Annotated in this window: 26 protein-coding genes and 2 tRNA genes; 15 read left to right on the forward strand and 13 right to left on the reverse strand. The window is 61.3% G+C overall.

The annotated features are described in order from the left end of the window. Window positions 1-77: 77 nt before the first annotated feature. From OKW98_RS19050 to OKW98_RS19060, 3 genes are all read right to left on the reverse strand, one after another. Window positions 78-449, reverse strand: a complete 372-nt coding sequence (locus OKW98_RS19050) for a 2-oxoacid ferredoxin oxidoreductase (protein WP_265386169.1) — start codon at window positions 447-449, stop codon at window positions 78-80. An 83-nt stretch (window positions 450-532) separates the two neighbouring features. Continuing rightward, window positions 533-1,090 (reverse strand): DUF4174 domain-containing protein, encoded by a 558-nt coding sequence (locus OKW98_RS19055; RefSeq protein WP_265386171.1) that lies wholly within the window; start codon window positions 1,088-1,090, stop codon window positions 533-535. Between the two features lie 253 nt (window positions 1,091-1,343). Further along, window positions 1,344-1,420 (reverse strand) — tRNA-Val (locus OKW98_RS19060). Between the two features lie 311 nt (window positions 1,421-1,731). Here OKW98_RS19060 and OKW98_RS19065 point away from each other — a divergent pair. Together OKW98_RS19065 and OKW98_RS19070 are read left to right on the forward strand one after the other, a co-directional pair. Continuing rightward, a complete protein-coding gene (locus OKW98_RS19065; RefSeq protein ID WP_265386172.1) occupies window positions 1,732-2,055 on the forward strand; it encodes a hypothetical protein in 324 nt (107 codons plus the stop codon). 162 nt (window positions 2,056-2,217) lie between these two features. Then, a complete protein-coding gene (locus OKW98_RS19070) occupies window positions 2,218-2,439 on the forward strand; it encodes a hypothetical protein (protein WP_237253429.1) in 222 nt (73 codons plus the stop codon). A 111-nt stretch (window positions 2,440-2,550) separates the two neighbouring features. Here the strand turns inward: OKW98_RS19070 and OKW98_RS19075 are convergent. Continuing rightward, window positions 2,551-2,627, reverse strand: a tRNA-Val gene (locus OKW98_RS19075). Window positions 2,628-2,872: 245 nt separating this feature from the next. Here OKW98_RS19075 and OKW98_RS19080 point away from each other — a divergent pair. Further along, window positions 2,873-4,156 carry an NAD(P)/FAD-dependent oxidoreductase gene (locus OKW98_RS19080; protein WP_265386173.1) on the forward strand — a complete coding sequence of 428 codons (1,284 nt, stop codon included), beginning with the start codon at window positions 2,873-2,875 and terminating at the stop codon, window positions 4,154-4,156. 158 nt (window positions 4,157-4,314) lie between these two features. Here OKW98_RS19080 and OKW98_RS19085 read toward each other — a convergent pair whose 3' ends face one another. Next, on the reverse strand, window positions 4,315-5,016 hold the full coding sequence (locus tag OKW98_RS19085) for a peptidase C39 family protein (protein WP_265386174.1): 702 nt from the start codon (window positions 5,014-5,016) through the stop codon (window positions 4,315-4,317). 225 nt (window positions 5,017-5,241) lie between these two features. Here OKW98_RS19085 and OKW98_RS19090 point away from each other — a divergent pair, with 225 nt between their 5' ends. Next, the gene (locus tag OKW98_RS19090) at window positions 5,242-5,418 is read left to right on the forward strand and encodes a hypothetical protein (RefSeq protein WP_265386175.1); all 177 of its coding nucleotides are present in this window, start codon (window positions 5,242-5,244) and stop codon (window positions 5,416-5,418) included. Window positions 5,419-5,562: 144 nt separating this feature from the next. On the opposite strand, the gene OKW98_RS19095 is transcribed toward OKW98_RS19090, so the two are convergent. Continuing rightward, the gene (locus OKW98_RS19095) at window positions 5,563-6,327 is read right to left on the reverse strand and encodes a TerC family protein (RefSeq protein ID WP_265386176.1); all 765 of its coding nucleotides are present in this window, start codon (window positions 6,325-6,327) and stop codon (window positions 5,563-5,565) included. A gap of 117 nt (window positions 6,328-6,444) precedes the next feature. On the opposite strand from OKW98_RS19095, the gene nhaR reads away from it, so the two are divergent. After that, window positions 6,445-7,341, forward strand: a complete 897-nt coding sequence (nhaR, locus tag OKW98_RS19100) for a transcriptional activator NhaR (protein ID WP_265386177.1) — start codon at window positions 6,445-6,447, stop codon at window positions 7,339-7,341. Here nhaR and OKW98_RS19105 read toward each other — a convergent pair. Both OKW98_RS19105 and OKW98_RS19110 read right to left on the reverse strand, forming a co-directional pair. After that, complete coding sequence (locus OKW98_RS19105; RefSeq protein ID WP_265386178.1) at window positions 7,338-8,495, reverse strand: MFS transporter; 1,158 nt, start codon at window positions 8,493-8,495, stop codon at window positions 7,338-7,340. The two genes, nhaR and OKW98_RS19105, sit on opposite strands and share 4 nt — an antisense overlap. Before the next feature lie 157 nt (window positions 8,496-8,652). Next, a complete protein-coding gene (locus OKW98_RS19110; protein WP_265386179.1) occupies window positions 8,653-9,162 on the reverse strand; it encodes a DUF1993 domain-containing protein in 510 nt (169 codons plus the stop codon). A gap of 109 nt (window positions 9,163-9,271) precedes the next feature. On the opposite strand from OKW98_RS19110, the gene OKW98_RS19115 reads away from it, so the two are divergent. After that, complete coding sequence (locus OKW98_RS19115; protein WP_265386180.1) at window positions 9,272-9,958, forward strand: YceH family protein; 687 nt, start codon at window positions 9,272-9,274, stop codon at window positions 9,956-9,958. A gap of 235 nt (window positions 9,959-10,193) precedes the next feature. Here the strand turns inward: OKW98_RS19115 and OKW98_RS19120 are convergent, their stop codons facing one another. Next, a complete protein-coding gene (locus OKW98_RS19120) occupies window positions 10,194-11,006 on the reverse strand; it encodes a shikimate 5-dehydrogenase (RefSeq protein ID WP_265386181.1) in 813 nt (270 codons plus the stop codon). A 227-nt stretch (window positions 11,007-11,233) separates the two neighbouring features. Here OKW98_RS19120 and OKW98_RS19125 point away from each other — a divergent pair, with 227 nt between their 5' ends. The 3 genes from OKW98_RS19125 (at window position 11,234) to pbpG (ending at window position 13,293) form a co-directional block, all read left to right on the forward strand. Beyond that, entirely contained in the window at window positions 11,234-11,581 is a 348-nt protein-coding gene (locus OKW98_RS19125) for a hypothetical protein (RefSeq protein WP_265386182.1), read from the forward strand. Between the two features lie 242 nt (window positions 11,582-11,823). Continuing rightward, complete coding sequence (locus tag OKW98_RS19130) at window positions 11,824-12,006, forward strand: hypothetical protein (protein WP_265386183.1); 183 nt, start codon at window positions 11,824-11,826, stop codon at window positions 12,004-12,006. 336 nt (window positions 12,007-12,342) lie between these two features. Then, window positions 12,343-13,293 carry a D-alanyl-D-alanine endopeptidase gene (gene pbpG, locus OKW98_RS19135; protein ID WP_265386184.1) on the forward strand — a complete coding sequence of 317 codons (951 nt, stop codon included), beginning with the start codon at window positions 12,343-12,345 and terminating at the stop codon, window positions 13,291-13,293. Window positions 13,294-13,337: 44 nt separating this feature from the next. Here pbpG and OKW98_RS19140 read toward each other — a convergent pair whose 3' ends face one another. Together OKW98_RS19140 and OKW98_RS19145 are read right to left on the reverse strand one after the other, a co-directional pair. Next, window positions 13,338-14,270, reverse strand: coding sequence for a magnesium transporter CorA family protein (locus OKW98_RS19140; protein ID WP_265386185.1), 933 nt, complete (start codon window positions 14,268-14,270; stop codon window positions 13,338-13,340). 4 nt (window positions 14,271-14,274) lie between these two features. Then, window positions 14,275-15,858 carry a RimK family protein gene (locus tag OKW98_RS19145; protein ID WP_265386186.1) on the reverse strand — a complete coding sequence of 528 codons (1,584 nt, stop codon included), beginning with the start codon at window positions 15,856-15,858 and terminating at the stop codon, window positions 14,275-14,277. A gap of 89 nt (window positions 15,859-15,947) precedes the next feature. Here OKW98_RS19145 and OKW98_RS19150 point away from each other — a divergent pair, with 89 nt between their 5' ends. The 3 genes from OKW98_RS19150 (at window position 15,948) to OKW98_RS19160 (ending at window position 17,894) form a co-directional block, all read left to right on the forward strand. Beyond that, entirely contained in the window at window positions 15,948-17,048 is a 1,101-nt protein-coding gene (locus OKW98_RS19150) for a GNAT family N-acetyltransferase/peptidase C39 family protein (protein WP_265386187.1), read from the forward strand. Between the two features lie 123 nt (window positions 17,049-17,171). Beyond that, window positions 17,172-17,312: a hypothetical protein gene (locus tag OKW98_RS19155; RefSeq protein ID WP_265386188.1), complete on the forward strand. Its 141-nt coding sequence runs from the start codon at window positions 17,172-17,174 to the stop codon at window positions 17,310-17,312. Window positions 17,313-17,435: 123 nt separating this feature from the next. After that, window positions 17,436-17,894, forward strand: a complete 459-nt coding sequence (locus OKW98_RS19160; RefSeq protein ID WP_265386189.1) for a DUF2214 family protein — start codon at window positions 17,436-17,438, stop codon at window positions 17,892-17,894. 127 nt (window positions 17,895-18,021) lie between these two features. On the opposite strand, the gene OKW98_RS19165 is transcribed toward OKW98_RS19160, so the two are convergent. Further along, the gene (locus tag OKW98_RS19165; protein WP_265389776.1) at window positions 18,022-19,272 is read right to left on the reverse strand and encodes an Nramp family divalent metal transporter; all 1,251 of its coding nucleotides are present in this window, start codon (window positions 19,270-19,272) and stop codon (window positions 18,022-18,024) included. A gap of 182 nt (window positions 19,273-19,454) precedes the next feature. On the opposite strand from OKW98_RS19165, the gene OKW98_RS19170 reads away from it, so the two are divergent. After that, the gene (locus tag OKW98_RS19170) at window positions 19,455-20,888 is read left to right on the forward strand and encodes an MFS transporter (RefSeq protein WP_265386190.1); all 1,434 of its coding nucleotides are present in this window, start codon (window positions 19,455-19,457) and stop codon (window positions 20,886-20,888) included. A gap of 1,048 nt (window positions 20,889-21,936) precedes the next feature. Here OKW98_RS19170 and norR read toward each other — a convergent pair. After that, complete coding sequence (norR, locus tag OKW98_RS19175) at window positions 21,937-23,493, reverse strand: nitric oxide reductase transcriptional regulator NorR (protein WP_265386191.1); 1,557 nt, start codon at window positions 23,491-23,493, stop codon at window positions 21,937-21,939. 376 nt (window positions 23,494-23,869) lie between these two features. Here norR and OKW98_RS19180 point away from each other — a divergent pair, with 376 nt between their 5' ends. Both OKW98_RS19180 and OKW98_RS19185 read left to right on the forward strand, forming a co-directional pair. Next, window positions 23,870-25,321, forward strand: coding sequence for a UbiA family prenyltransferase (locus OKW98_RS19180; protein ID WP_265386192.1), 1,452 nt, complete (start codon window positions 23,870-23,872; stop codon window positions 25,319-25,321). After that, complete coding sequence (locus tag OKW98_RS19185) at window positions 25,318-26,634, forward strand: FAD-binding oxidoreductase (RefSeq protein WP_265386193.1); 1,317 nt, start codon at window positions 25,318-25,320, stop codon at window positions 26,632-26,634. Before OKW98_RS19180 ends, OKW98_RS19185 begins: the two co-directional genes overlap by 4 nt. The last annotated feature ends 2 nt before the right edge of the window (window positions 26,635-26,636 follow it).

The following is a 26,636-nucleotide window of genomic DNA, read 5'->3' on the forward strand; positions in this document are numbered from 1 at the left end:
GACGTTCGAAACCTGCGCGGGGCCGAGTGATGATCAGAACCGGTCAGCACGCGCAGGTCAGTGAATGCAGGCCTGACTCAGAGGCAGGTCGCGAGCACCGCGCCACGCTGCTCAATCACCTTGGCACCCGGCTTGGCGTAGAAATTGACTTTAGTCATGCCCGCCTTGCCCGCCACATCAGCGAAATACTCGCCTTCGGTGGTGTAGACCGTGAACGCGCCGGGATCGCCTTTCGCCATGAACACGTCCGCCACGTCACCGAACAGTTGGACATTGGCCCAGGTCACCTTGATGCACTCGGCAACGGCGACCGCAGGTTTCTGACTGGTGTAAACCTGCGCCGGCCCTGCCGAGCGCGTCTGGTTCAAGCTCATGCAGCCCGTCAACCCACCCGATAACAGGATCAGTGCCACAGCGCCCGCCCAATGTTTCATGCCAGTCCCATTCATCAAAAGTCCTTTTCGCTAAACTAAAAAAGGAGCGATGTTACCAGCAACCTCAAGCGAGCCCCATGGGTAAGCCGTCCGAGCGATTAATCATCCAGCCCGGCGGGCGGTGCAGCGGGGGCGGCCTTGGCAGGCTTGGCCGGTTTGCCGGACTGCGTGGCGCCCTTCGGCTCGGCGACCGGCGCAGGTGGCGCAGCAGCAGCCGCTTCTTTCTCGGCCATCGGCATCTGGTCGATGGTGCTGAAGATGTCCTTCGGATCAATAGGACCGTTGTGAGTCATCTTCTTCTCACCGTCCTTGCCCACCAGAATCACCTGAGCCTGCCCACCCGCCTGGGCGCCGAGCTTGAGCTCGCGGATCAGGGCCATGGTGGTCTGGGCGTCGAGGTCTTTGCCGTTGCGCTGCCCCACGGTGTTGATGATGGTGTAGAGGACCATGTCGCGCTTGGCGAATCCCTCCTTGTTGGCGGGCTCGTCGAGGTTTTTCTTCAGGCCCACCAGCGTCGCGTCCACCGAACTCGACGCAATCACGATCAGTGGACGAGTCTTGCCGCGCTCCTGGGACAGTGGGCCATCACCGTCAGCAGCCAACAAGGGGCTCGACAGGGCGAACAAAACGGCAAGGGTCAACGACCGGCTAAACATACACACCTCCTCTGGATTTCCATGCACTGATGATCGCGCATCATGGGAAAAGGTCCAGACGGTAGCGGGAAAAAAAGCGGATTTATTTCGCGGCCTGGAATGGCTCGCGGGGTGGAATCGAGTCGAGAGGTCCGGCCATAGGGGCTATGGCTGACGTGACGAAGGCTGGCCTGACGCGGGAATTTCAGACAATAAAAAAGGGCGAATCTCTCGATTCGCCCTTTTTGTCACCGCCCAGCAGAGCGGATTTGTTTGGTAGGCGCGATTGGACTCGAACCAACGACCCCCACCATGTCAAGGTGGTGCTCTAACCAACTGAGCTACGTGCCTGCTGTGGGTCGGCATTCTACGGATATTCAAATAGCTGTCAACGTCTTTTTCGCCCAGTAAGCCTATGAATATGCAAATTATTTCACCGGCACATCGACAGCGGCCGATGGACATCCGGGGCGGCTGTCGATCAACCAGACCCGAGCGGTTACTACCCTGACGCGCCTGCTGATTGTCGGCGCCTGTTCGCTCGAATGACCGGCAGCCCGCCCGTCGCACCCGCTCAACATGCCGCCTGTCGCCGTGATGGCACTTCGGACAAACTTCAGATGCCCAATAGCAACAAGGAACCAAGACACGGAGATCACCTGATGAACAGATCACTTGCTGCATTCACACTGGGCTGCGCGCTGTCCTGCACCTCCCTTGCAGCGCTGGCGGGCGCGACATCGCCGGACATGGGGCCGCCGCCTTCGCAGACCGGCATCGACCCGCGCGTGCAAGGCAGCGACCCGGCCCGCCAGGGCGCAGATGTGGACACGCAAACCAAGAAGGGCATCAGCATTGGTGGCGGCACTTCAATGAGCAACGGCACCGGCAACAAAGACGATGCCGATTTGCCCGGTGGCGATACCACCACTGGCGGCGGCAGCAAGGGCTCGGGGTCTTCGAGTGCAGGCGGCGCAGGCGGCTGAGGCATCTGACGCATGGGGAAGATAGAGGGCGCTTGAACAGCGCCTTTTTCACGCCTGCCTGTCGTGGCTTGCTGTCGTGCTTTGATATAGTGCGTCGCCGCCGCGTCTGAACCAGAGTCGCGGGCCCGGGCGTCATCAACAGTGGAGAGCGGCACCGTGGGCATGAAAAAATCAGCGCTGGAACTCAAGCGTGACCTGAGCACCATTGCGGCCAACCTGGAAAGCACCGCGGGCGAAATCAGCCGGTTGGCCGAACGGGTCAACGATGTGGATGTGGTCGCGGTGCTGCACTTGATGAATCAGCAGTACAAGGATGCTGACCGCCTGCGTGCCTATGTGGACGAGATCAGGGCGGGCCGTATTACTCGCGCCAAGCCCGAGTGATCGGCCGGCGGAACGGCCGCGCGCCCGAGGTCATTCTGGTTCAGGCAAGCAAAAAAGGGTGACCCTCTCGGGCCACCCTTTTTTGTTACCGCCCAGCAGAGCGGATTTGTTTGGTAGGCGCGATTGGACTCGAACCAACGACCCCCACCATGTCAAGGTGGTGCTCTAACCAACTGAGCTACGTGCCTGCTGTGGGGCGGCATTCTACCGGGATTCGGATTGCTGTCAACGTCGATTCGTCCCTAAGCCTATGAATGTCCGAGCTATTTGCGCCTGCGCTGACGGATCGGGTCGGGTGCACGGCGTGTGCCTTTGCAGCCAACGCCTCGCCAGCGCCTTGTCGAGGCCGCAAACCTGAGGCGTCGGTGGCCGGGAAATTTCATCTCAGGTAGGATCCGTCCAATCGTAAAAAATATAAAACAGGGCTTCCAGGATGACGAACACGCCATACCCACATTCCTACTACGCCGCTTCCGCCAATCCCGTTCCGGCTCGGCCTGGGCTGCAAGGCGACGTAGAGACCGACGTGGTCATCATCGGCGCCGGTTACACCGGGCTCTCCAGCGCGCTGTTTCTCCTGGAACACGGCTTCAAAGTCACCGTGCTGGAAGCCGCAAAGGTAGGTTTCGGCGCGTCGGGCCGTAACGGCGGGCAGATCGTCAACAGTTACAGCCGCGACATCGACACCATCGAAAAGACGGTCGGGCCGAAGGAAGCGCAACTGCTCGGGCACATGGCCTTCGAGGGCGCGCAGATCATCCGCGACCGCGTCGCCAAATACCAGATCCAGTGCGACCTGAAGGACGGCGGGGTTTTCGCCGCGATCACCCCCAAGCAAATGGGCCATCTGGAATCGCAAAAACGTCTTTGGGAGCGCTACGGCCATACGCAGCTGGAGCTGATGGACCAGCGCCGCATCCGTGAAGTGGTTGCCTGCGACCAATACATCGGCGGCATGCTCGACATGAGCGGCGGTCATATCCACCCGCTGAACCTGGCGTTGGGCGAAGCAGCGGCGGTCGAGTCCCTGGGTGGGGTCATTTACGAACAGTCGGCTGCAACGCGCATCGATCGAGGTGCCAGCCCGGTGGTGCACACCGCCGAGGGCAAGGTCCGGGCGAAGTTCGTGATCGTGGCGGGCAACGCCTATCTGGGCAATCTGGTACCGGAACTGGCGGCCAAGTCGATGCCTTGCGGCACTCAGGTCATCACCACCGAACCGCTGAGCGAGGAACTGGCGAGTACGTTGCTGCCCCAGGACTACTGCGTCGAGGATTGCAACTACTTGCTGGACTACTACCGGCTTTCCGGCGACAAGCGTCTGATCTTCGGCGGCGGCGTGGTCTACGGCGCGCGCGATCCGGCGAACATCGAAGCCATCATCCGGCCAAAGATGCTCAAGGCGTTTCCACAACTGAAGGACGTGAAGATCGATTACGCCTGGACCGGAAACTTCCTGCTGACCTTGTCGCGGTTGCCACAAGTGGGACGGCTGGGCGACAACATCTATTACTCACAGGGATGCAGCGGCCACGGCGTGACCTACACCCATCTGGCCGGCAAAGTGCTGGCCGAAGCCTTGCGCGGACAGGCAGAACGATTCGACGCCTTCGCCGGCCTGCCCCACTACCCGTTCCCGGGCGGGCAATTGTTGCGCACGCCGCTGACGGCGCTGGGCGCCTGGTATTACAGCCTGCGGGACAAGCTGGGGTTCTGAGTTTGCAGGTCCAACAGTGAGTATTAACCCCCGTAGGAGCCGGCTTGCTGGCGAACCGCATTTAGCCAGCTTGCATCCTCGCAGCTGATCCACTGCGTTCGCCATCAAGCCGGCGCCTACAGGTTTTGCATCCAGCCCGGAATCATTGCTCATTCATCTCAGCGGTCAGCTTTGCTGTTCAGTGCCTTGACCGCCTCACCCGCGGCCTGTTCCTGCCCGGCCTGGGCCAGATCATTGGCGGCTTTCAGCCAGCGTTCACGGTCCACCGGCACAGGGACCTGGCGCGGGCCCTGGATGAGCACCGCCCAGTTGCCGGCGTCGTTCCAGTCCGAAGTAAACGAATCGAAGCTCGCCGTCACACGCCCCGGCCCGGTATAGATCAGCACCGTGCGCTTGTTCTGATCAAACCCGACCAGCACGCCATAGCGCTGATCTTTCCAGAACAGGGAGCCGTCCGAGAACCGCACCATGACTGGATACCCCGCCGACACCTGGGCCAGCAGGTCCGGGAGACCATGATCGACGGGGTACACCACAAACCCGTATTCGCGGGCCAGATCCAGCATGCTGCGGTCGAGCTTGTCTTCGGCGCCCGGCAGTTTCAGCGGTTTTTCCAGCAGCCCCGGCGTGGTCTGTACGCCGTGCACGGTCAGCATGCTGGCCAGCGCGAACGGCGCGCTCTGGTAATCCTTGCCCCGGAACGACGGCACCGCGTTGATTTCCACCCGGTCAGGCAGCGTCTTGTAAATCGGCGGGTAGCCGGGCTTCCAGTGATGGGCATTCGAGCAGCCTGCCAAGACCAGCACGGCGGCGAGCGCCAGCCATTTGCGTCGACCTGCAACGCTATCCAATCGCGTCAATGCCCGCACGTTCTTCACTCACTTGACTGATGGCGACGGATCCCGAGATCCGGCCGGAGCGCGGATGATAGAGCCGCCACCGGTTGCGGTATAGCCCGAAACGCTGTCGACACAAGTGGATAGAACGAATCGGTCATGCAATTCCTGCCATTGGTCAACTTTCGGCAACAACAAGGGTACTAGACTGTCCGTACTAAGAGACGAAGAGAAGAGCCGGAGGAAGCCATGAGCCTCGGAATGACCATTGTGATGTTGATCGCCGCCTGGCTTGCCGTCGCGGCCGCCATGTTCTGGGGAGTGATGCGGATCTCCCGTCGCCATCATCCGCATTATCGGGAAACCGAAGCCGCGAAATCCGCAGAGCGCGCACAGCGCAAAATCGGTCAGGTCACAGCGCACTGATACTGCCGTGTGCTGATTGATCACAGTACAAACGAAAACGGTCGGTGATGGCATCCCATCCCCGACCGTTTTTTATTGCGCTGCTTTTTGATGCTTCACCCTTCCCGCTCCGCCCTTCAAAGCCATGCGGAGCTTACCTGAGCGTCAGACCTTCTGGCCCTGCGCTTCGGCGTCCAGACGGCGCTGGCGGGACCGACGAACCAGCATGTTCAGCACCTCGATCAGGGCCGAGAACGCCATGGCGGTGTACACATAACCTTTCGGGACGTGGGCGCCGAAGCCTTCGGCGATCAGCGTCATGCCGATCATGATCAGGAAGCCCAGGGCCAGCATGACCACGGTGGGGTTATCGTTGATGAACTTGGCCAGGGGTTCCGACGCCACCAGCATCACGATCACGGCGGCGACCACGGCGATGACCATGATGGGCAAGTGCTCGGTCATGCCAACGGCGGTGACGATACTGTCGATGGAGAACACCAGGTCGAGCATCAGGATCTGACCGATCGCGGCGGCCATGCCCAGGGTAACGGTGCTGGAAGCGGCTTTCTCGGCTTCGCTCTTGATGTCGACGCTGTGGTGGATCTCGGTGGTTGCCTTCCAGACCAGGAACAGGCCACCGGCGATCAGGATCATGTCCTTCCAGGAGAACGCCTGGCCGAACACTTCAACCACCGGCGCGGTCAGCTGGACAATCCACGCTACGGTGGTCAGCAGGCCCAGACGCAGGATCAACGCCATGCTGATACCGATCCGGCGCGCCTTGGTGCGCTGGTGTACTGGCAGCTTGTTGGTGAGAATCGAGATGAAAATGAGGTTGTCGATACCGAGCACGATTTCCATGACGACCAGTGTCGCCAGAGCGATCCATGCCGTCGGGCTTGCAGCCAGTTCCAGAAGGTATTCCATATAGCGAGTGTCCAGGATCAGTTCAGGGGATAGGGCGGCATTCTAGAGACGGAAACACTTCAGCAAAATTCGTATTTTTCAGGCGTATACTTCGGTTTTCCCGAAGTGACGTCGCCCATGCTCAATTACCGACAGCTGCACTATTTCTGGGTCGTGGCCAAGACCGGCAGTATTGTCCGCGCCTGCGAGCAATTGAATCTGACACCCCAGACCATCAGCGGGCAAATCAGCCTGCTGGAGCAGACGTATGGCGTCGAGCTGTTCAAGCGTGTCGGGCGCCAACTGGAGCTGACCGAAACCGGTCGCGCCGCCCTGCCCTATGCCGAACAGATGTTTCAGCTCGGTGGCGAGCTCGAAGCTGTGTTGCGCGCGCAGCCCGACGAGCAGCAGATTCTCTTTCGCGTCGGCGTCGCCGATGTCGTGCCCAAATCCATTGTCTATCGGCTCATCGCGCCGAGCATGGCGCTGAATGAGCTGGTGCGCATCAGCTGCCGGGAAGACCAGCTCGAACGCCTGCTGGCAGACCTCGCCATTCAGCGCCTGGACCTGGTGATTTCCGACAGCCCCATGCCCTCTCATCTGGACATTAAAGGCTACAGCCAGAAGCTGGGCGAGTGCGGCGTGAGTTTTTTTGCCACCCGCGCCCTCGCCGCCCTGTACGGCGAGAACTTCCCCCACGGCATGCAAGGCGCGCCGCTGCTGGTTCCCGGTCAGCAAACGGTGGTGCGCAGCCGACTGATGCGCTGGTTCGCCGAGCAGAATATCCAACCGAAAATCGTCGGGGAATTCGACGACAGCGCGCTGATGAAGGCCTTCGGCAAGTCCGGCAGCGGGATTTTCATTGCGCCGAGCGTGATCGCCGATGAAGTGATCGAGCAATACGACGTTGAGCTGATCGGCCATACCGACGCCGTGACCGAGTCGTTTTATGCGATCTCGGTCGAGCGCAAGGTCAAGCACCCCGGCATCGTTGCGATTACCGAAGGCGCACGCCAGCAGCTGTTCCCGGACTAGGCGTCGCAGGTTGCGGGGATTGGCCGGACCTTCATCAGCAGCAGGGCCAGCAGAATCGACAGCGCAATGATGCCGGCCGCGGCGAAGCCCAGACTGCCGAGGCCCAGATGCTCGATCACCCGGCCGCCGATGATCGCGCCAATGCCGATGCCCAGATTGGCACCGGCGATGTTCAGTGAGGCGGCAAAAGCCGGGGCCTGTGGCGCGGCTTTCATAAGCCGGACATGGCTGACCAGAAACAGCGCCGCCTGGGTCGCGCCCCACACGGCCAGCGCCAGGGCCAGCGCGGGCAGGGAGTGCATGCTCGGCACCACCATGACCATGCCGCCGATCATGAAGGTGCAGAAGGTCAAGCTGGCGATCAGCGGATGGCGATCCACTAACCGGCCGCCCAGTGAATTACCCAGCAAGCCCACCGCGCCGAAGCCCATCAGGCACCAGCCGACCACCGTGCCGTTGAACCCGGCAAGGCGCTCCAGCATGTCCGCCAGGTAGGTGTACGCGGTGAACATGCCGCTGAAGACCAGCACCGACAGCAGCACGTGGCCCTGCATCAATGGGCTGCGCAGCATGCGGAACTGGCTGCGGAACGAGGCTTGATCCTTGTGCACGCTGCGGGGCAGGTAAATGAACAGCAGAAACGCTTTGGCAAACGCCATCACCGCGAGGATGGCGAAGGCGCTGCGCCAGCCGATGGCGTCGGAGATCAAGGTGCCGACGGGGATGCCGAACACGGTGGCGCAGACGATGCCGAAGCCGATCTTGGCAATCGCGCGGCCGGCATGGTCCGGTCCGACGATGTCCACGGCGGTTTCGCTGGCCAGCGCCCAGAACACCGGCAACCCGAGTGCCGGGATCAGCCGCGCGGCGGCCATCACCCAGATGTTGGGCGCCAGCGCTGCGACGGCGTTGGAGACGCCAAACATGATCAGCACCGTAATGAACAGGCGCTTGCGCTCGAAGCGCGAGAAATACGCGGTCAGGAACGGCCCGAAGCAGGCCACCGTGAAGGCGAACAGCGTGACCAGCAAGCCCGCCTGGGGAATGGTGACGGCCAGATCGCGAGCAATGGCGGGCAGCAGACCGACGATCACGAACTCTGTGGTCAGCACGGTAAAGCCGGCGGCCGACAGCAGGTAAATGGGGAAAAACATGAAATCTCCAGAACGACAAAACGACCAGTCCTCGCGGAGCGGTCGATCGGATGTGACTTGAAGCAGGATGCGGAGGGTATCAGAGCCGGGCGCCGGGTAACCAGGCGCCGGACGAAACACGTGTCGCTGCCCGAGCAGAGCCGGGCAGCAAGACCGATCAGTAAGCGCCCATGTAGTCGCGCTTGCCGACTTCCACACCGTTATGGCGCAGCAGGTCATAGGTGGTGGTGACGTGGAAGAAGAACTGCGGCAGCGCGTAATGCAGCAGGTAGGTCTGGGTGTTCAGGCGTTTTTCCTTGTCGGTGCCCGGGCGCAGCACGACTTCGCGCGCTTCGTTGCCGTCGACCTGATCGGCCTTGATGGTGTCGAGGAACGCCAGCACTTTGGTCAGCAGCGCTTGCAGGTCGGCGAAGGTGGTTTCGGTGTCTTCGTACTTTGGCGGCTCAAGGCCTGCCAGTCGTGCGCTGGCGCCTTTGGCGAAATCAACGGCGATCTGCACCTGACGCACCAGCGGGAACATGTCAGGGAACAGACGCGCCTGCAGCAGGGCATCCGGCTGAATATTCTTGGCGGTGGCGTGGGCTTCGCCTTTGGCCAGTACGGCGCTGAGGGCGGTGAGCATTTGCTTGAAGACAGGAATCGAAGCGGCGTAAAGAGAAAGGGTCATGGCAGTTCCTGGGGGAATGAGTCGCACGGAGGCGGACGCGAACACGGCTTGTCTTTTACCTCATCCAGCCCCTACCCTCATAGCCTTTTCAACGCCTGGGGAATGGGTCATGTCTGACGAGCTGGATTCCGAAAACACCGTTGAAGCCGCGGATACCCTGCAGCTGAGCAGCACCGAAGTGCGCATTCTGGGCTGCCTGATCGAGAAGCAGGCGACCCATCCCGAAACCTACCCCCTGACCCTCAACGCGCTGGTGCTGGCCTGCAATCAGAAGACCAGCCGCGAGCCGGTGATGAACCTGACGCCCGGCCAGGTTGGCCAGAGCCTGCGGGCGCTGGAAAGCCTGCAACTGACGCGTCTGGTCATGGGCAGCCGGGCGGACCGCTGGGAACACCGCGTCGACAAAACGCTGGAACTCGTGCCGGCGCAACTCATCCTCACCGGCCTGCTGTTGCTGCGCGGCCCGCAGACCGTCAACGAGCTGCTGACCCGCAGCAACCGTATGCACGACTTCGAAGACACCGACGCGGTGGTGCATCAGCTTGACCGGTTGATCGGCCGTGGGCTGGCGGTGCTGATCCCGAAACAGGCCGGCCAGCGCGAGGACCGCTACCTGCACGCGCTGGGCGATCCGGCCGACAGGGAGACGATCCTCGCCGCACGGGCGCACCCGACCGAGCGCAGCAGCGGCGGCAGTTCGGGCAGCGCGGGTAGCGCGGCGCTGGCCGAGCGGATCGAAGCCCTCGAAGCCCGCATCGCCACCCTGGAAGAACGGCTGGCATTGCTGGAGGGGTGAAAGCGGCCTGACAAGCTGGCACTGACACAACGCGTTCTCGGGCAAGCTCCTACAGATTTTGCGTCCGCCCAAGACCATGATCGTCCGAGATCCACTGTAGGAGCGCGCTTGCCCGCGAAGACGGCGTGTCAGACGTGGAGATGTCGACTGACACAATGCATTCGCGGGCAAGCGCGCTCCCACAGGTTTTCCGACTGCCGCATGTCCCATTGGTATGCGGCAAGCGGCAGACGCATCAACCCCGAGCGAACGCCGCCGCTGCCTGATACTGCGCCTCGCTCGGCGTCACGCCGGTGTAAAGAATGAACTGCTCCAGCGCCTGTATTGCCGCAACCTGGTCGCCGGTGATCAGGCGCTTGCCGAGGCGCTCGGCTTCGACAATGAACGGCGTTCGCGCCGGCGTGGCGACGACGTCAAATGCTGTGTCGGCCTGCTCGATGGCGGACGCGTCAAAGGCCAGCGCCTCGGCCTGATCGCCTTCCATCCCCAGCGGCGTGACGTTGACCAGCAGCGGCGGGCGTTCACTGCCCAGTTCGGCTTGCCACTCAAAGCCGCAGGTCTGTGCGAGCACCCTGCCCGCCTGCTCGTTGCGCGCCACGATCAGCCCGTCGGTAAAACCGGCGTCGCGCAGCGCACAGGCCACGGCCTTGGCCATCCCACCGCTGCCGCGCAGGGCGAAGCGCGTGCGCGGGACCTGATGGGTGTCAACCAGTTGAGCGATGGCAATGTAATCGGTGTTGTACGCTTTCAAGTGGCCATCGGTATTGACGATGGTATTGATGGATTGAATGGCGGCGGCGGACGCGTCCAGCTCATCGACCAGTGCAATGGAGGCTTCTTTAAAGGGCATCGACACGCCGCACCCGCGAATACCCAATGAACGCATGCCGGCGATGGCGGCGGGCAGATCGTTCGGCGAGAAGGTCTTGTAATAGAAGTTCAGGCCCAACTGCTGATACAGGTGATTGTGGAAGCGCACACCGAAGTTGCCTGGACGTCCGGCCAGTGACATGCACAACAGCGTTTCCTTACTGGCAGTGACCAACATGAAATCTCCCGAGTGGTATTAGAAGACGCCTGGGGAAAGGCGTAGAATCGCAACACTTCGCCGAAAGCGGCAAAGCCATTGTCATTAAAAGTGTTGAATACCTTACACAAAATTTACCCAACGGCCTCGCAGATATCTCCGAAACCGTTGTCTGAGAAGTTATCCCGTGGCAGTGCCTGAGCGTAACGCAGGTTCGCGACAACGGGAATGAACACCGAGGAACAGTCATGATTCGTCAGATCCCCAAAGTTGCCTTGTTGTTAGGCGCCCTCGCCCTCGCAGGCCAGGCTGAAGCCCATGGCGGCGGCCCGGGCTGGGGTGGAGCAGCCGTGATCGGTGCGGTCGTCGGCGGTGTCGTCGGCGCGGCAGTGGCATCCGGTCCGGTGTATGCGTCACCCGCTCCCGTGTACGCGGCCCCGGCGCCCGTTTATTACGCGCCACCGCCACCGCCACCGGTTTATTACCAACCGGCTTATGTCGTTGAACGTCCGGTCGTGTATGAGCAGCGCTATTACGGCCCGCCACGTTATTACGGCCCACCACCGGGCTACTACCACGGTGGCGGTCGCTGGTAACAGCGGTTCGCTGCTGCCAGCAGGGCTGCCCATCCATGATAGCCAGCCCTCACCCCACACTGACCCCGCCTTCCCGGCGGGGTTTTTGTTCATGGGGCATTTATGCCGGGCCGCCACACGGTTTTGCGCACGTGCCCCCATCACTGTCCCTACCCGCTCATCAATGACGACTATCGAGGGCGGTGATTTCTGCATCAACCGGTCGCGCCGTAAAGTAGCGCCATAGATTGATGGAGGCACTTATGACCAAGGTTCAAATCATGTCGGTTGTCGGCAGCGCAGTACCCGCCCAGCTTCGTGAGCGCGGTCTGTTGGCCTGCTGGTACTTGATGCAGAACGGCGAGCCCGTCAGCGGCCCGTTGCCTTCGCTGCCAGTGGCTCAGGCCCTGTCGCAGCAACTTGAACACCGCCCGCTCAACAGCTGAAACCCTATTCGCTCTTCCCTGTGAATCGTGCGTTGCTCCGCACACCCCTTTAGCCCGCCTCTTTAATGACGCGGGCTTTTTTTTGCGTGGTGAGCTGACGTTGATGCGCAGGCCTCTTAGCAAGCACGCCATAAACGGCAATTCGACCCTTTTAAATACAGGCTTTTTGGATCCGCCACCTGAACCTGACCCGTACAACAGCGCTTTATCAGCGAAACCCCGCGCCACCCCATCGACAACTTCAGAAACTTGCTCCTAAAATGCGCCGAACGTGTTGTCGTGCTTGAAGAAAGTCCGACGTTTCATGCTATTTCCATCACTAAGTGAGCTCTGCTCTTGAAAATTCGCCCAACCGTCATCGGCCTATTATTTGCACTTACAGGCTGCGCACTTTCCACCGTCGCATTTTCCACCACCGCCCTGGCCAACGAACCTGCGTCATTCAAGCGCGACCCGGCCAACCTCCACCTGGCTTCCGGCAGCGCCATGATCACCGACCTGCAAACCGGTCAGGTGCTGTATGCAAGCAACCCTGACATCGTTGTGCCGATCGCTTCGGTGACCAAGCTGATGACTGCGATGGTCACCCTCGACGCCAAGCTGCCGATGGACGAGATGATCAAGGTCGATATCTCGCAGACCGCCGAAATGAAAGGCGTGTTCTCCAGGGTCAAACTGGGCAGCGAGCTGAACCGCCACGACATGATGCTGATCACCCTGATGTCGTCGGAAAACCGCGCAGCGGCGAGTCTGGCGCACAGCTATCCAGGCGGTTATCCGGCGTTTATCCGGGCGATGAACGCCAAGGCTAAAGCGCTGGGCATGAACCATACCGTGTACATGGAGCCCACCGGCCTGTCGGTCTACAACGTCTCCACCGCGCGGGACCTGACCAAGCTGGCCCTCGCCGCACGCAATTACCCGATGCTGCGCGAGCTGAGCACGACGCCTGAGAAGACCGTGACCTTCCGCAAGCCGAATTACATCCTCGGCTTCAGCAACACCGACCATCTGGTGCGTAAGTCCAACTGGGACATCAAGCTGACCAAGACCGGCTTCACCAACCAGGCTGGCCACTGTCTGGTGCTGTTGACCAGCATGGCCAATCGTCCGGTGTCGGTGGTGATTCTCGACGCGTTCGGCAAATACACCCACTTCGCCGATGCCAGCCGCATGCGCTTGTGGATGGAAACCGGCAAGAGCGGCCCGGCGCCGGAAGTCGCGCTGCAGTACAAGAAAGACAAGAACCAGGTGATGAGGCAGAAGGGTTTGCAGGCGTCGGAATAAGACGTCGCGCCACGATCAGCGGGAACCCTCCGGGCTCCCGCTGATCATTGACTCGCCCGCGCCATGCGCTTGAGTATCACCACCATCCCCACGCCCAGCCCGGCCATGCCGATCAGCAATGCCGGGTAGCTGATCCACCACGGTATGAGCGTGGTCATCATGCTGTATTCCGACATCCCGCCAATCCCCGCCACCAGATTCAATGGCAAGAACACCACGTTGATCAACGTCAGCTTGCGCAGCAGGTTGTTGGTGTTGTTATTGACCAGATTGCCCCGCGCGTCCATCAGGCTGGCGAACACGGTGGAATAGATGTTCGCCTGTTTATGGCACTGCTCGTTCTCGATGATCATGTCTTCAATCAGCGCCAGGCTGTCGCCGGAAAACTGATGCTTGTGGGCGTGATTGCGCAGGCGGGTCAGGACCGAGCCGTTGCTGTCGATGGCGTTGATGTAATAGACCAGGCTCTCGCTGAGGTTAAACATCTGCACCAGATGGCGGCTGTCCATCGACGCATTGAACTGCTGCTGCAGTTCCCGGGCGATCATCTTGATCACTTTGAGGTGACCGAGATAATGATGAATGTTGTGGAACAGCACCTCCAGCAGCACGTCCAGCAGCGTGTGCATCGGCCGGTGTTGTCCCAGGTCGCCGAACTGTCTGTCGTCGGCGCAGATCAGCACCATGTGATGCGGGCTGAGCAGCACCCCGAACGATGACACGTCGAAGGAAAACGTGTCCTTGCCCGAGTAGTTTTCCGGGCGCTTCCAGATCATGAACAGCGCGTCCGGATGAAACTCGATGCGCGACACCTCGTCCGGGTCGAGCGCCGAGGCCAGGGCGTGGTCGTCCAGATGAAAGCGCTCCAGCAGCAGCGTCTTTTCGGCTGCATCCGGGTTACTGAACCACAGCACGCTCGCTTCGGCTTCGGCGCATTCCTGTAACCGGCCCGCCTCCAGGCGGTGGCCCTTGACCACCGCCCTAACCCGCCAGACCGCGACGTTTGATGTCGAGGCGGCGAATGAACTCCTCCAGCACCAACGCGTACAGATCGTCCTGCAGCCAGGCGTCTTCGATGCCGGCGTCCAGGTTAGGGTTGTCGTTGACTTCGATCACCACCACGCGATCGCCGGACTGCTTCAGATCTACGCCGTACAAGCCGTCGCCGATCAGGTTCGCGGTCTTCACCGCCAGGTCCACCACCGCCCGCGGCGCATCGTGAACCGCCAGGGTGCGGCACTCACCGTTGATCTCCGCATCAATGGCCTTGTGGTTGTAAATCTGCCAATGCCCCTTGGACATAAAGTACTGGCAGGCGAACACCGGTTTGCGGTTGAGCACGCCGATGCGCCAGTCGTATTCGGTGTAGAGGTATTCCTGGGCCAGCAACAGCACCGAGTGCTCGAACAGCTCCTGCGCCGCTTCCTGCAATTGCTGCGCGTCCTGCACCTTGATGACGCCCTTGGAGAAGCAGCCGTCGGGTATTTTCAGCACCAGCGGAAAGCCCAGTCGTGCCGCCACGTGCTCCAAATCATCCGGTCGCTCCTTGTAGAGGATTTCCGTGGCCGGCATGCCCAGCTTGTGGCTCTTGAGCAGGTCGGTCAGGTAAACCTTGTTGGTGCAACGCAGGATAGACGCCGGGTCATCCATCACCACCAGCCCTTCGCTCTCGGCCTTCTTGGCGAAGCGGTAAGTGTGGTTGTCGACGCTGGTGGTCTCGCGGATCAGCAGCGCGTCGTATTCGGCCAGCCTCGAGTAATCCTTCTTCTCGATCAGCTCCACGTCGACGCCCAGTTGCTGGCCGACGCGGATGAAGTTGTCCAGTGCCTTGCGGTTGGACGGCGGCAACGCTTCCTGCGGATCATGCAGAATCGCCATGTCGTAGCGATACGTGCGAGGCGATCGGGGCTGGCGCCAGATCTTGCGGCTGAAGCTGTCCAGGGACTGGGCGAACTGGTCCTGCTGATGATCGCGCAGGCGGGTCAAGGCGCCAGTCTTGACGCCGACGATGTGCCAGTTGTCGCGCTTGCGAAACTCTACCAGCAGGATCGGCGCCGGAAACGCCTCGAACAGCTGACGGGCAAGATCCTGCAACGGCGCCAGATCGGTCTGACCGAAATACAGGCTCAGGGTGAAGCCTTCGGTTTCATCGTAAGGATGGTCACGCAGCGCATGTTCGAGGCGCTTGTCGAGGTCGTCCAGGGCCAGGCCGTAAAGGGATTTACGGGTCAGCTCGCTGATGGTCTTCACCGACGGAATCACGTGGTGACCCCGAGCTTCGGCCAGCAGCGAGCAGTAATAACCGTGACCCAGGTAGCGGTAACTGCGGCACAGGTTGATCACTTGCACCCGCTGACCGGCAGTGTCCTGGGGCGGGTTTTCCAGATAGTCCTGGGCGCTGATCAAGTGCTCGCTGGGCAAGTAAGACGACCAGTCTTCGAGCCGCTCCACGACAATCAACAGTCGGCTTCGGGTTGAAACAGGTTTCAGCGGATTGACATTAAAAGTTGCCGAACGCTGAGGTTGTGCTGATACTTCGTCGGTCTTCACCGGCACCGCATTCATGAGTTGATCCTTCGGGAAACAGTCCTTTCTATAAAACATGGCTTTGTAGAAATGTCCCGTTTCGTTACTCACTCTTTACGGTGTCGGACATGAACTTTATATATCGCCTCGCCCAGCCCGCCGATGTGGATGAACTGTTGGTGCTGGAAAACCAGTGTTTTGAATCCGACCGCCTGAATGCGCGCAGCTTTCACTGGATGGTCACGCGGGCCAATGCGCGATTGATCGTCGCGCTGGGTGATCAGCCCGAGCAACGCCTGGCCGGTTACGCGCTGGTGCTGTTTCATCGCGGCACGTCCCTGGGCCGGCTTTACTCCCTGGCGATCAGCGACGATGCCCGGGGCCAGGGCCTCGGTCAGCAACTGCTGGCCCAGGCCGAACAGCACGCCCTGGAGCGTGAGTGTGCCTATTTGCGGCTCGAAGTCCGCCCGGACAACGCCCCGGCGATTCGCTTGTACGAACGCAACGGCTATCGCCTGTTCGACCGCATCGACGACTACTACGAAGACCACGCGCCGGCGTTGCGCTACGAAAAACGCATCCGCGAACACGCCACCGGCGTCGCCCGCCACGTGCCCTACTACCCGCAAACCCTGGACTTCAGCTGCGGCCCGGCGTGCCTGCTGATGGCGATGAAAGCCCTGCAACCGCCGAGCGCCATGCAGCGCCACGAGGAACTGCAGATCTGGCGCGAGGCGACCACGGTGTTCATGACCTCCGGCCACGGCGGTTGCAGCCCCCAGGGGCTGGCGCTGGCCGCATTGCGCCGCGGGTTCGAGGTCGGCCTGCAGGTGTCGGTGCGCGGGCCGTTGTTTCTCGCCGGTGTGCGCAGCGAAGAAAAGCGCGAAGTCATGCGCCTGGTGCATGAAGAATTCAGCCGCGAGCTGGCTGAAAGCGCGGTCCGTCAACTGGGCAGTGCGCCGCTCAATCTCTGGCAACTGCAAAAGGACAACGGCCTGGCGCTGGTGCTGATCAGCAGCTATCGATTGACCCGCTCCAAAGCGCCGCACTGGGTGCTGGTCACCGGTTGCGATGATGACTTCGTTTACTTGCACGACCCCGACATCGATCACAGCCAACAGCGTCAGGCCATGGACTGCCAATACATGCCGGTCAGCCACAAAGAGTTTGCCGGCATGAGTTGTTTTGGGGCCGACAAACTTCGCGCGGCGGTTGTTCTTTATCCATAGGGGCAGGCGCCTATATAAACGGTGTCAGGCAATGGACTGTTCGCGTAAAGATCCCGTCGTATTGATTGCAGTTGTCTGTGCAAACGGAATGAATAGGCGCTCGGCCTTTAGGCGATGGGTGGGATGAGCGTGATGGATAACTCGGTGATCGGTTTGATAATTCTTTCAGTGATAGCGGTGTTTGGCATCTCGGCGTTTTACTTTGATTTTGTTCATATGCGCCGCAAGCCAAGCTTGGAAAAACAACGAAACCCGCAAAAATGACGGACGACGCCGCCGACGGATTATTTTTCTCGCAGCGCCTGTTCGGCAAAGGCGTAACGCCACCGACCCGCTAAGCTTGTGCAGTTGACGCTTGCTTTGCACATCGCTCGGGGGAGTTGAAACATGCTCATCAAATGGGTACTGGCTGCGTTGCACCTGCTGGCGTTCGGTTTTGCGATCGCGGCGGTGCTGGCGAGGGGACGGGCGTTGCGGCGGTTGCGCACGGATGATCCACGATCGTTCAGGGATGTGTTCGTGGTCGACAATATCTGGGGCGTCTCGGCCGGGATTCTGCTGATCACCGGGGCGTTTCGGGCGTTCGGCGGGCTGGAGAAAGGCTCGTATTACTACCTGCATCAGCCGCTGTTTCACCTGAAAATGGCGGCGTTCGTCGCCATGCTCGCGCTGGAAGTGGTGCCGATGTTCGCGCTGATCAAATGGCGCATTGCATTCAAGAAGAACCAGCCCATTGATACTTCCCTGTCGCGCCGTTTTGCGAGGATCAGCCACATGGAGGCGCTGCTGATGGTCATCATGGTCATCGCTGCAACGGGCATGGCGCGGGGGATATTGTTGAGCTGAAGTGGGCGGGGCAAGCCCTGTAACTGTAGGAGCGCGCTTGCCCGCGATTGCGTTTCGTCTGCGGCACATCTGCTGTCTGACAAGCCGCGTTCGCGGGCAAGCGCGCTCCTACAAGTGCCCGTTGTTCTCAGGTCACCCAAAAATACATCAAGGTCAGGTTCGCGCCGGAGATCAATCCGAACAGCCCCCAGGCCAGAGTTTTGGTCAGGCGGCTGTTGGCGAACGGGCCCATCAATTGCGGGTCGCTGGTGAAGCGGATCAGCGGCCACAGCGCGAACGGCAGCTGCAGGCTGAGGACGACCTGACTGAGCACCAGCATCTTGCCCACCGCGCCATCGCCAAACCAGATCACCCCGATGAAGGCCGGAATCAGCGCCAGCCCGCGTGTGGCCAAGCGGCGTTGCCAGCACGGGATCTTCGCTTTGAGAAACCCTTCCAGCACCACTTGCCCCGCGATAGTTCCGGTGAACGTTGAACTCTGCCCTGCCGCCAGCAGCGCTACGCCGAACAGCACGCTGGCCACGGCGCCGCCCACCAGCGGATCGAGCAGGTGGTAGGCGTCCTGGATTTCGACGACATCGGTGTGACCGGTGCCGTGGAACGCGGCAGCGGCCAGAATGAGAATGGCGGCATTGATCAGGAGCGCCAGGCTCAAGGATGCAATGGTGTCCACTCGGGCGTAGCGAATGGCGCTGGCCTTGCTTTCGACCGACGTGCCGTTGACCCGGGTCTGCACCACCGATGAATGCAGGTACAGGTTATGGGGCATCACTGTCGCGCCGAGAATGCCGATGGCGATGTACAGCGGTTCCTGATTGCTCAGCATCTCCCACGACGGCTTGAGCCCCGCCACCACGTCCGGCCAGAACGGTTTGATCAGCACCAGTTCGATAAAGAAACACGTCGCGATGGTTGCGATCAGCCCCAGCACAATGGCTTCGAGACGGCGGAAATTGGCGCCCTGCAAGGCCAGCACGATGACCGTATCGAACGCCGTGAGCGCCACGCCGGTGGTGATCGACACCCCCAGCAGCAAGTGAAACGCCAGCGCCGCACCCAGCACTTCCGCCAGATCGGTCGCCAGGATCGACAGTTCGGCGAGGATCCACTGACCCATGCCGACCCGGCGGCTGTAGTGCTCGGAGGACAGCTGCGCCAGATCGCGGCCAGTGGCGATGCCCAGGCGCGAACACAGATTCTGCAGCACCATGCCCGACAGACTGGCCAGGACCACCACGAACAACAGCGAATAACCGAAGCGCGAACCCGCTTCAATGGCGGTGGCCCAGTTGCCGGGGTCCATATAGCCGATGGAGATCAACAGGCCGGGGCCGACGAACAGCATCAGCTTGCGCAGGAAAGACGCATTGGCGGGAATGGCGACGCTGTCGGTGGTCGCCGACGGGCAGAAAGGCGCAGTGGCAGTGGTCGGGAGTTTGTACTTCACGGGAATCCGAAACGTGGTGGCGGTCAGTCCCGGAGCTTAAACGCGCAGAAATGTTTTGTCTTGAATCTCTGGGGCACTAACATGCTGCGTCTCACCGATCCGGAAAAACAATAATGCATGCCGTGCCCGATAGCCCTGACAACGCTCGTTCGACCCCTGACGGAATCGACCCCATACGCGCTGCGCGGATTTCCGCGCGCATCGACCGACTGCCCGCCGTCGCCACGATCTGGAAGCTGGTGGCGCTGCTGTCCATTGGCGGTTTCTTCGAACTCTACGATCTGTTTCAGACCGCCTACATCAGCCCCGGCCTGATCCGCGACGGGCTGTTCGCCACAGGGGCGCAGGGCGTGTTCGGGTTTTCCGATCAGGCGGCGTTCGCGTCGGCGACCTTTCTGGGGCTGTTCCTCGGTGCCAGCCTGCTGAGCCCGATCGCCGACCGCTACGGCCGCCGCGCCATCTTCACCTTCGCGTTGATCTGGTACACCGTCGCCACGGTGTTGATGGGCATACAGACCTCCGCACTGGGCATCATCTGCATGCGCTTTCTGGTGGGCATCGGCCTGGGCATCGAGCTGGTGACCATCGACGCCTACCTGTCGGAACTGGTGCCCAAGCGCATGCGCAGCTCGGCGTTCGCCTTCGCGTTTTTCGTGCAGTTCCTGTCGGTGCCGTCGGTGGCATTGATGTCCTGGTGGCTGGTGCCCCAGGACCCGTTCGGCATCGCCGGCTGGCGCTGGGTGGTGTTGGCCAGTGCGGTGTTCGCGCTGTTCATCTGGTGGCTGCGCTCGCGGCTGCCGGAATCGCCGCGCTGGCTGGCGCAACACGGCCGCTTCAGCGAGGCCGAAAAGATCATGGACGACCTTGAAGCCCGCTGCATCAAGGACCACGGCCAGGCGCTGGACGAACCGGAAACCCACAACGTGGCCGTCGAGGGCAAAGGCCGCTTCGCGGATATCTGGCAACCGCCTTATCGCCGTCGCGCGCTGATGCTGATTGTGTTTCACGTGTTCCAGGCGATCGGCTTTTTCGGTTTCGGTAACTGGCTGCCTGCGCTGCTTTCCGGTCAGGGCGTGAGCGTGACCCACAGTCTGGCGTATGCGTTTGTGATCACCCTCGCCTATCCCCTCGGGCCGTTGTTGTTCGTGAAGTTTGCCAACCGTTTCGAGAACAAGTGGCAGATTGTCGGCTCGGCCTTGGGCTCGATGATTTTCGGTACGCTGTTCGCGCAGCAGTCGACGGCTGCCGGGCTGATCTTTTGCGGGGTGATGATTACGTTCTGTAATGCGTGGTTGAGTTTCAGTTATCACTCGTACCAGAGCGAGTTGTTCCCGACCAACATCCGCGCCCGGGCGGTGGGGTTCTGTTATTCGTTCAGTCGTCTGTCGACGGTGTTCAGCAGTTTGTTGATCGGGTTTTTTCTGGATAACTTCGGTACGCCGGGGGTGCTGACGTTTATTGTGATGAGTATGTTGATTGTGATCATCACGATTGGGGGGTTTGGGCCGAAGACGCGGAATTTGGCGCTCGAAGATATTGCTCATTAGCAGCGGAGTCATTTTTCCAGCAGCCAAGATCAAGAGCGTCTGCCTAGGGGCAGACTGTTTCGCCTTCGGCGAGTTACTTGGAAAAGCACCCCAAGTAACCAAGGGTGCCTGCTCCTGGCTAGGTTCCTCCTGCGTCGGAATACCCTCACTTCGACGACGCTCCGTGGGCCCGCGCCGAACGGACATCCATGTCCTGACGGCGCTCTCCCGGCATCCATGCCGCTCGGCCCACTGCGCGTCGTCTGCGTTCGGCCTGCACCCAAGTCGCGTTTTGTGGTGTTTGGACTACCGAGTAGAAGATCAAGAGCAGATCACAAGCAGAGCAAAGGCTTCCCGGCTGAAGCCGGTCCTACAGGACACCGCGTGCATTCAGTGGGATCGGCTTTAGCCGGGAAGGCGTCGTTGATCGTTCCCACGCTCCGCGTGGGAATGCATCCTGTGACGCTCCGCGTCACTTCCCCGGCCTAAATGTGCTTCGTCTGCGGGACGCGGAGCGTCCGGGGCGGCGTTACCACGCGGAGCGTGGGAACGATCAGAAACAGGACTCTTTGGAATAACGCGACCTCCGTAGGAGCCGGCTTGCTGGCGAACGCGGTGGGTCAGTCGACATTTTCGTCACAGATCAGACGGGTTCGCCAGCAAGCCGGCTCCTACAGTGTGAGCTGGGTGCAGTCAGTGGGACCGGGTTCAGCCGGGAAGCTTTTGATCTGCACCTGATCTGCACTTGATCTGCACTTGATTCTCATACCCAAAAGGTTCAGTCACCGCCAATCGCGACTTGGGTGCAGGCTGAACGCAGGTCTTGCGCAGTGGGCCGAGCCGCATGGATGCGGCGAGAGCGCCGTCAGGACATGGATGTCCGTTCGGCGCGGGCCCACGGAGCAAGACCGGAGTGAGGGTATTCCGACGAAGGAGGAACCCAACCAGGAGCACAAGCCCTTGGTTACTTGGGGCTTTATCAAGTAACTCGCCGAAGGCGAAACAGTCTGCCCCCAGGCAGACGCTCTTGATCTTAAGGATCTTGATCTTGATCTTGCTCTGAAAAACCCTACCGAATCCCCAATCGCCTGGCCAACCGACTCAAATTCGCCCGATCAACACTCAGCTCCCGCGCCACCTCCGCCCATCTCCCGTGATGCCGCTCCAGCGCTTCACCAATCAACCGCTTCTGAAACCCGTCCACCGCCCCTTTCAATGCCTCCCCCGGCTGAATAACCGGCACCGCGCCGGTTACGCACGCCAAAGCAGGTCCAGGCAGCCCTGACGCCTCAAGGCCCAACACCCCCGCCTCGATCGTCAGGATCCGCGGCCGCTCGCCATGCACCGACAACGCCTTGAGCACCGCGCGGCTGATCAAGTGCTCCAGCTCCCGCACGTTCCCCGGCCATGGGTACGCCAACAGCACCGCCTGCGCCTGCGCACTCATGCGCAAACTGCGCAGCCCCATCCGCGCCCGGTTTTCCTCAAGGAAATACCCCGCCAGCAGCAACACATCGCCACCCCGTTCGCGCAACGGCGGTACCACCAACGGGTAAACGCTCAGACGGTGATAGAGATCCGCACGGAAGCGACCGGCGCGCACTTCTTCAGCCAGATCACGGTTGGTCGCGGCGATGATGCGCACGTCCACGCGATGCTCCTGATCGGAGCCGACGCGCTGCAACTGCCCGCTCTGCAACACCCGCAGCAACTTCGACTGCACCGGCAGCGGCAGCTCGCCCACCTCATCGAGAAACAACGAACCGCCGTGGGCCAGCTCGAACTTGCCGCTGCGCCCACTGACCGCCCCGGAGAACGCGCCTTTGACGTGACCGAACAGCTCGCTTTCCACCAGCAGTTCGGGCAGCGCGGCGCAGTTGAGGCTGATCAGCGGTTTCTGCGCCCGGGGCGACTGCAGGTGAATGGCCTCGGCAACCAGTTCCTTGCCCACGCCGGTTTCGCCGGTGATCAAGACCGTCAGCGGGCTGTTGCCCACTAGCTGGATTTCCTGCTGCAAACGCTTGTGCACCGGGCTTTGCCCGATCAGCTCCCGAGGCCCGCGTCCGCCAGCGGCGCGTTTGTAAGTCTCGGCCAGTTGGCGTTGATCCTCAAAGCTCCGGGCCAATTGGCTGATCCGCTCGCTGGCCATAACGGTCGCCGCCGCGAGGCTGGCAAACGCCTGAAGATCGCCCAGATCAACCCGACCAAAGCGCGCCGGATCAAGGGAATCCAGGGTAATCACTCCCCACAGCGTGTTCTGCACGTAGAGCGGGCAGCCGAGGCAATCGTGCACTTCCAGATCGCCGTGCACACCTTCGACCAGCCCGTCGTAAGGGTCCGGGAGGTCGCAGTCGGTGGAGAAGCGGGTCGGTTCGCGGTTTTGCAGAATGATGTCCAGCCGCGGGTGCTCCCCCAGGCGGAATCGTCGCCCCAGCGCGTCCGGGCTCAGGCCCTCGACCGACAAGGGCACCAGTACTTCATCCTCCAGCTTGAGCAATGCCACGGCGTCACACGGGAACAGCTGGCGCAGCGACCGCAGCAGACGGCGGTAGCGCTCATCGTCCGGCAGGTCCCGCGACAGGTCGGCGACCAGCGGAATCAGCGCCAGCAGCAAAGGATGGGTCATGAAAACTCCCGGTAGTGGCATGGGAAGGGGGTGCAGGGGACGAGTCATTATGACTGCGACGTGACTCGAAACGACAGCACCGTCTACCCATCTCCTCCTGGCCTCCCACAGCAAGCCGGCTCAACACAACCAAGCACAGATCGCCGAATTAAACACGGCACTAAACCGTCATTCCCGCGAAGTCATTAGTTGGTCGCCAATTCCCCGGCAGCGCTTGTCTCATTAAGGAGAAACACCGCCGCAGACTTCTCCCAAAAACTCGCTATTTAATTCTGACGCCACCACGCCGACGTGACCGGCAAGGCCCTTTAATTTAAATGAAGGGGTGAAAATCCTATTTTGTTTATAGTCCGGTGACCCTACAGGAGCCCTCACTATGGCCAGAATTCAGGGACGAGTTCTTGAAACTTCTCCTCCCTTGGTAGTTGATCTCGACGGCACGTTGTTGCGCTCGGATCTGCTCATGGAAACGGCCATGGCGTTTATTCGAGGCCAGCCGCTGAAAGCCCTGAACATGCTGGGCTGGCTGTTCAAGGGCAAAGCCGCCTTGAAAGAAGGACTGGCCCTCAATAGCGAAATAGACGTGTCGGTGCTGCCGTATGACCCGCAGATCGTCGAGATGATCCAGCGCGAACGAGACACCGGCCGCATGGTGGTACTGGCGACGGCGAGTCATGTCAGCCTGGCCGAGCGCATTGCCGAGCATTTGCAGTTATTCGATCTGGTGCTGGCCTCCAATGCCAACCGCAACTTGTCCGGTCACAACAAGCGCGACCTGTTAGTTGCGCACTTTGGCGAGGGCGGATTCGATTACGTCGGCAACTCGAAAGATGACTTGCCGATATGGGATGTGTCTCGCCTGGCCTATGTGGTCAATCCCGATCGCGGCGTCGAAGCACAGGTCAAAGCGCAACTCCGCGTCGAGCCAACCCTAACCAGCAACACGCCCGGCTGGCGGGACTGGCGCAGGGCCCTGCGCCTGCATCAGTGGCTGAAAAACGCGCTGATCTTCGTGCCGCTGCTGGCGTCCCATCGCCTGGCGCAGTTCGAGCTGATGCGTGACGGCGTCATCGCGTTCCTCTGCTTCGGCCTGTGCGCGTCCAGCGTCTACATCCTCAACGACCTGCTGGACCTGTGCGACGACCGCCATCACAAGAGCAAATGCAGCCGGCCGTTCGCCAGCGGGCGTCTGTCGATCAAGGCCGGGCTGGTGATGGTGCCGACGCTGCTGGCGATGGCCTTCGGCGCCGCGCTGTTGCTCTTGCCGTGGCAGTTTTCGGCGGTGATGGCCGCCTACTACAGTCTGACCCTGACCTACTCGCTGAGACTCAAACGCCTGATGGCCTGGGACGTGATTGCCCTGGCGATGCTCTACACCGCACGGATCATCGCCGGTGTCGCAGCGTTCAGCCTGCCCCTGACGTTCTGGATCCTCGCGTTTTCGATGTTCATTTTCCTCAGCCTGGCGATGGTCAAGCGCTACGCCGAGCTGCGTGATGCCCGCGCCCGGGAGGTCAATACCTTCGCGCGCGGCCGCGGCTACCACCCAGGCGACCTGGACATGATCGCCTCGCTGGGGGCGTCGTCGGGTTATCTCGCGGTGATGGTGCTGGCGCTGTACATCCAGGACGCGAAAACCGCCGAGCTGTACGTCACGCCGCACATCATCTGGCTGGCCTGCCCGCTGCTGCTGTTCTGGGTGACGCGGGTGTGGATGCTGACCCATCGCGGGCAGATGAACGAAGACCCGGTGGTGTTCGCCCTCCGCGACCGCACCAGCCAGCTGATCGGCGCCGCGTTTCTGATGATGTTCTGGATCGCCGCATGAGCACACCGTTGTACTCCTGGGGACGTTTCCCCCGCCGTCCGCAACGCGGTCACGGCTGCGTGTGGCTGGACGAATTGCCTGCGCAGATCGACCGCGTGATCGGTGCCTACCGCAGCAGCCTGCCCTACGGCAATGGCCGCAGCTACGGCGACAGTTGCCTGGCCGCCAGCGACGAAGTGCTGCACATGCGCTCGCTGGACCGGCTGATCGAGGCCGACTGGACCACCGGCGTGATCAAGGCCGAGGCCGGCATCACCCTGGCTGAACTGCTGGCCGTGGCCATCCCCCAGGGCTGGTTTTTGCCGGTGACGCCCGGGACTCAGTTCGCCACCCTGGGCGGCGCCATCGCCAACGACGTTCATGGCAAAAACCATCACATGCGCGGCACCTTTGGCCGCCATGTGCTGGGCTTCGGCCTGTTGCGCCACGGCGAGCCGGCGAGGGTCTGCACGCAGGCATCGCAGCCCGAGTTGTTCGCCGCCAGCATCGGCGGCCTCGGCCTTACCGGGGTCATTCACTGGGCGCAGATTCAGTTGATGCCGATCCGCGCCAGCCAGATCGACACCACCACAGTGCGCTTCGCCCATCTGGCCGAGTTCTTTGCGCTGTCTGCCGAGCTGGACGCGCGTCATGAATACAGCGTCGCCTGGGTCGACTGCCTGGCGAAGGGCGCGGAGACCGGACGCGGGGTGTTCATCGTCGGTGATCACGCGCAATACGGCTCCCTCGACGTCGGCCAGCGCAAAAAGCTCAGCGTGCCGCTGACGCCGCCGGTGTCACTGATCAACAAAATCTCCCTCAGCGCCTTCAACAACCTGTATTGGCGCCTGCACCCCAGTCAGCGCAAGCAAGGCCGCAGCGCTTACGAACCCTTCTTCTACCCCCTCGACCGGATCCTGCACTGGAACCGTATGTATGGCCGTCGCGGGTTTCAGCAATATCAGTGCGTGGTGCCTGCGGCGAATGCCGAAGCGGCCATGGGCGAACTGCTGCGCACCATCGCCGCCGCCGGCCAGGGTTCGTTCCTCGCCGTGCTCAAGCGCTGTGGCGATATCGTCTCGCCGGGCCTGCTGTCGTTCCCGCTGGAAGGCACTTCCCTGGCGCTGGATTTTGCCCAGAGCGAGGCGCTGGAAAACGTGTTGTTCCCGCGTCTGGACGACATTGTTCGCGCCGCCGGCGGGCGGCTGTATCCGGCCAAGGACGCCCACATGAGCGGCGTCGATTTCCGTCGCGCCTACCCCGCCTGGGAGCAGTTGGAAGCGCTGCGCGATCCCTCTTTGATGTCCCGTTTCTGGAGCCGTGTGATCTTATGAAA

The organism is Pseudomonas sp. KU26590 (assembly GCF_026153515.1).
Classification (GTDB): Bacteria; Pseudomonadota; Gammaproteobacteria; order Pseudomonadales; family Pseudomonadaceae; genus Aquipseudomonas.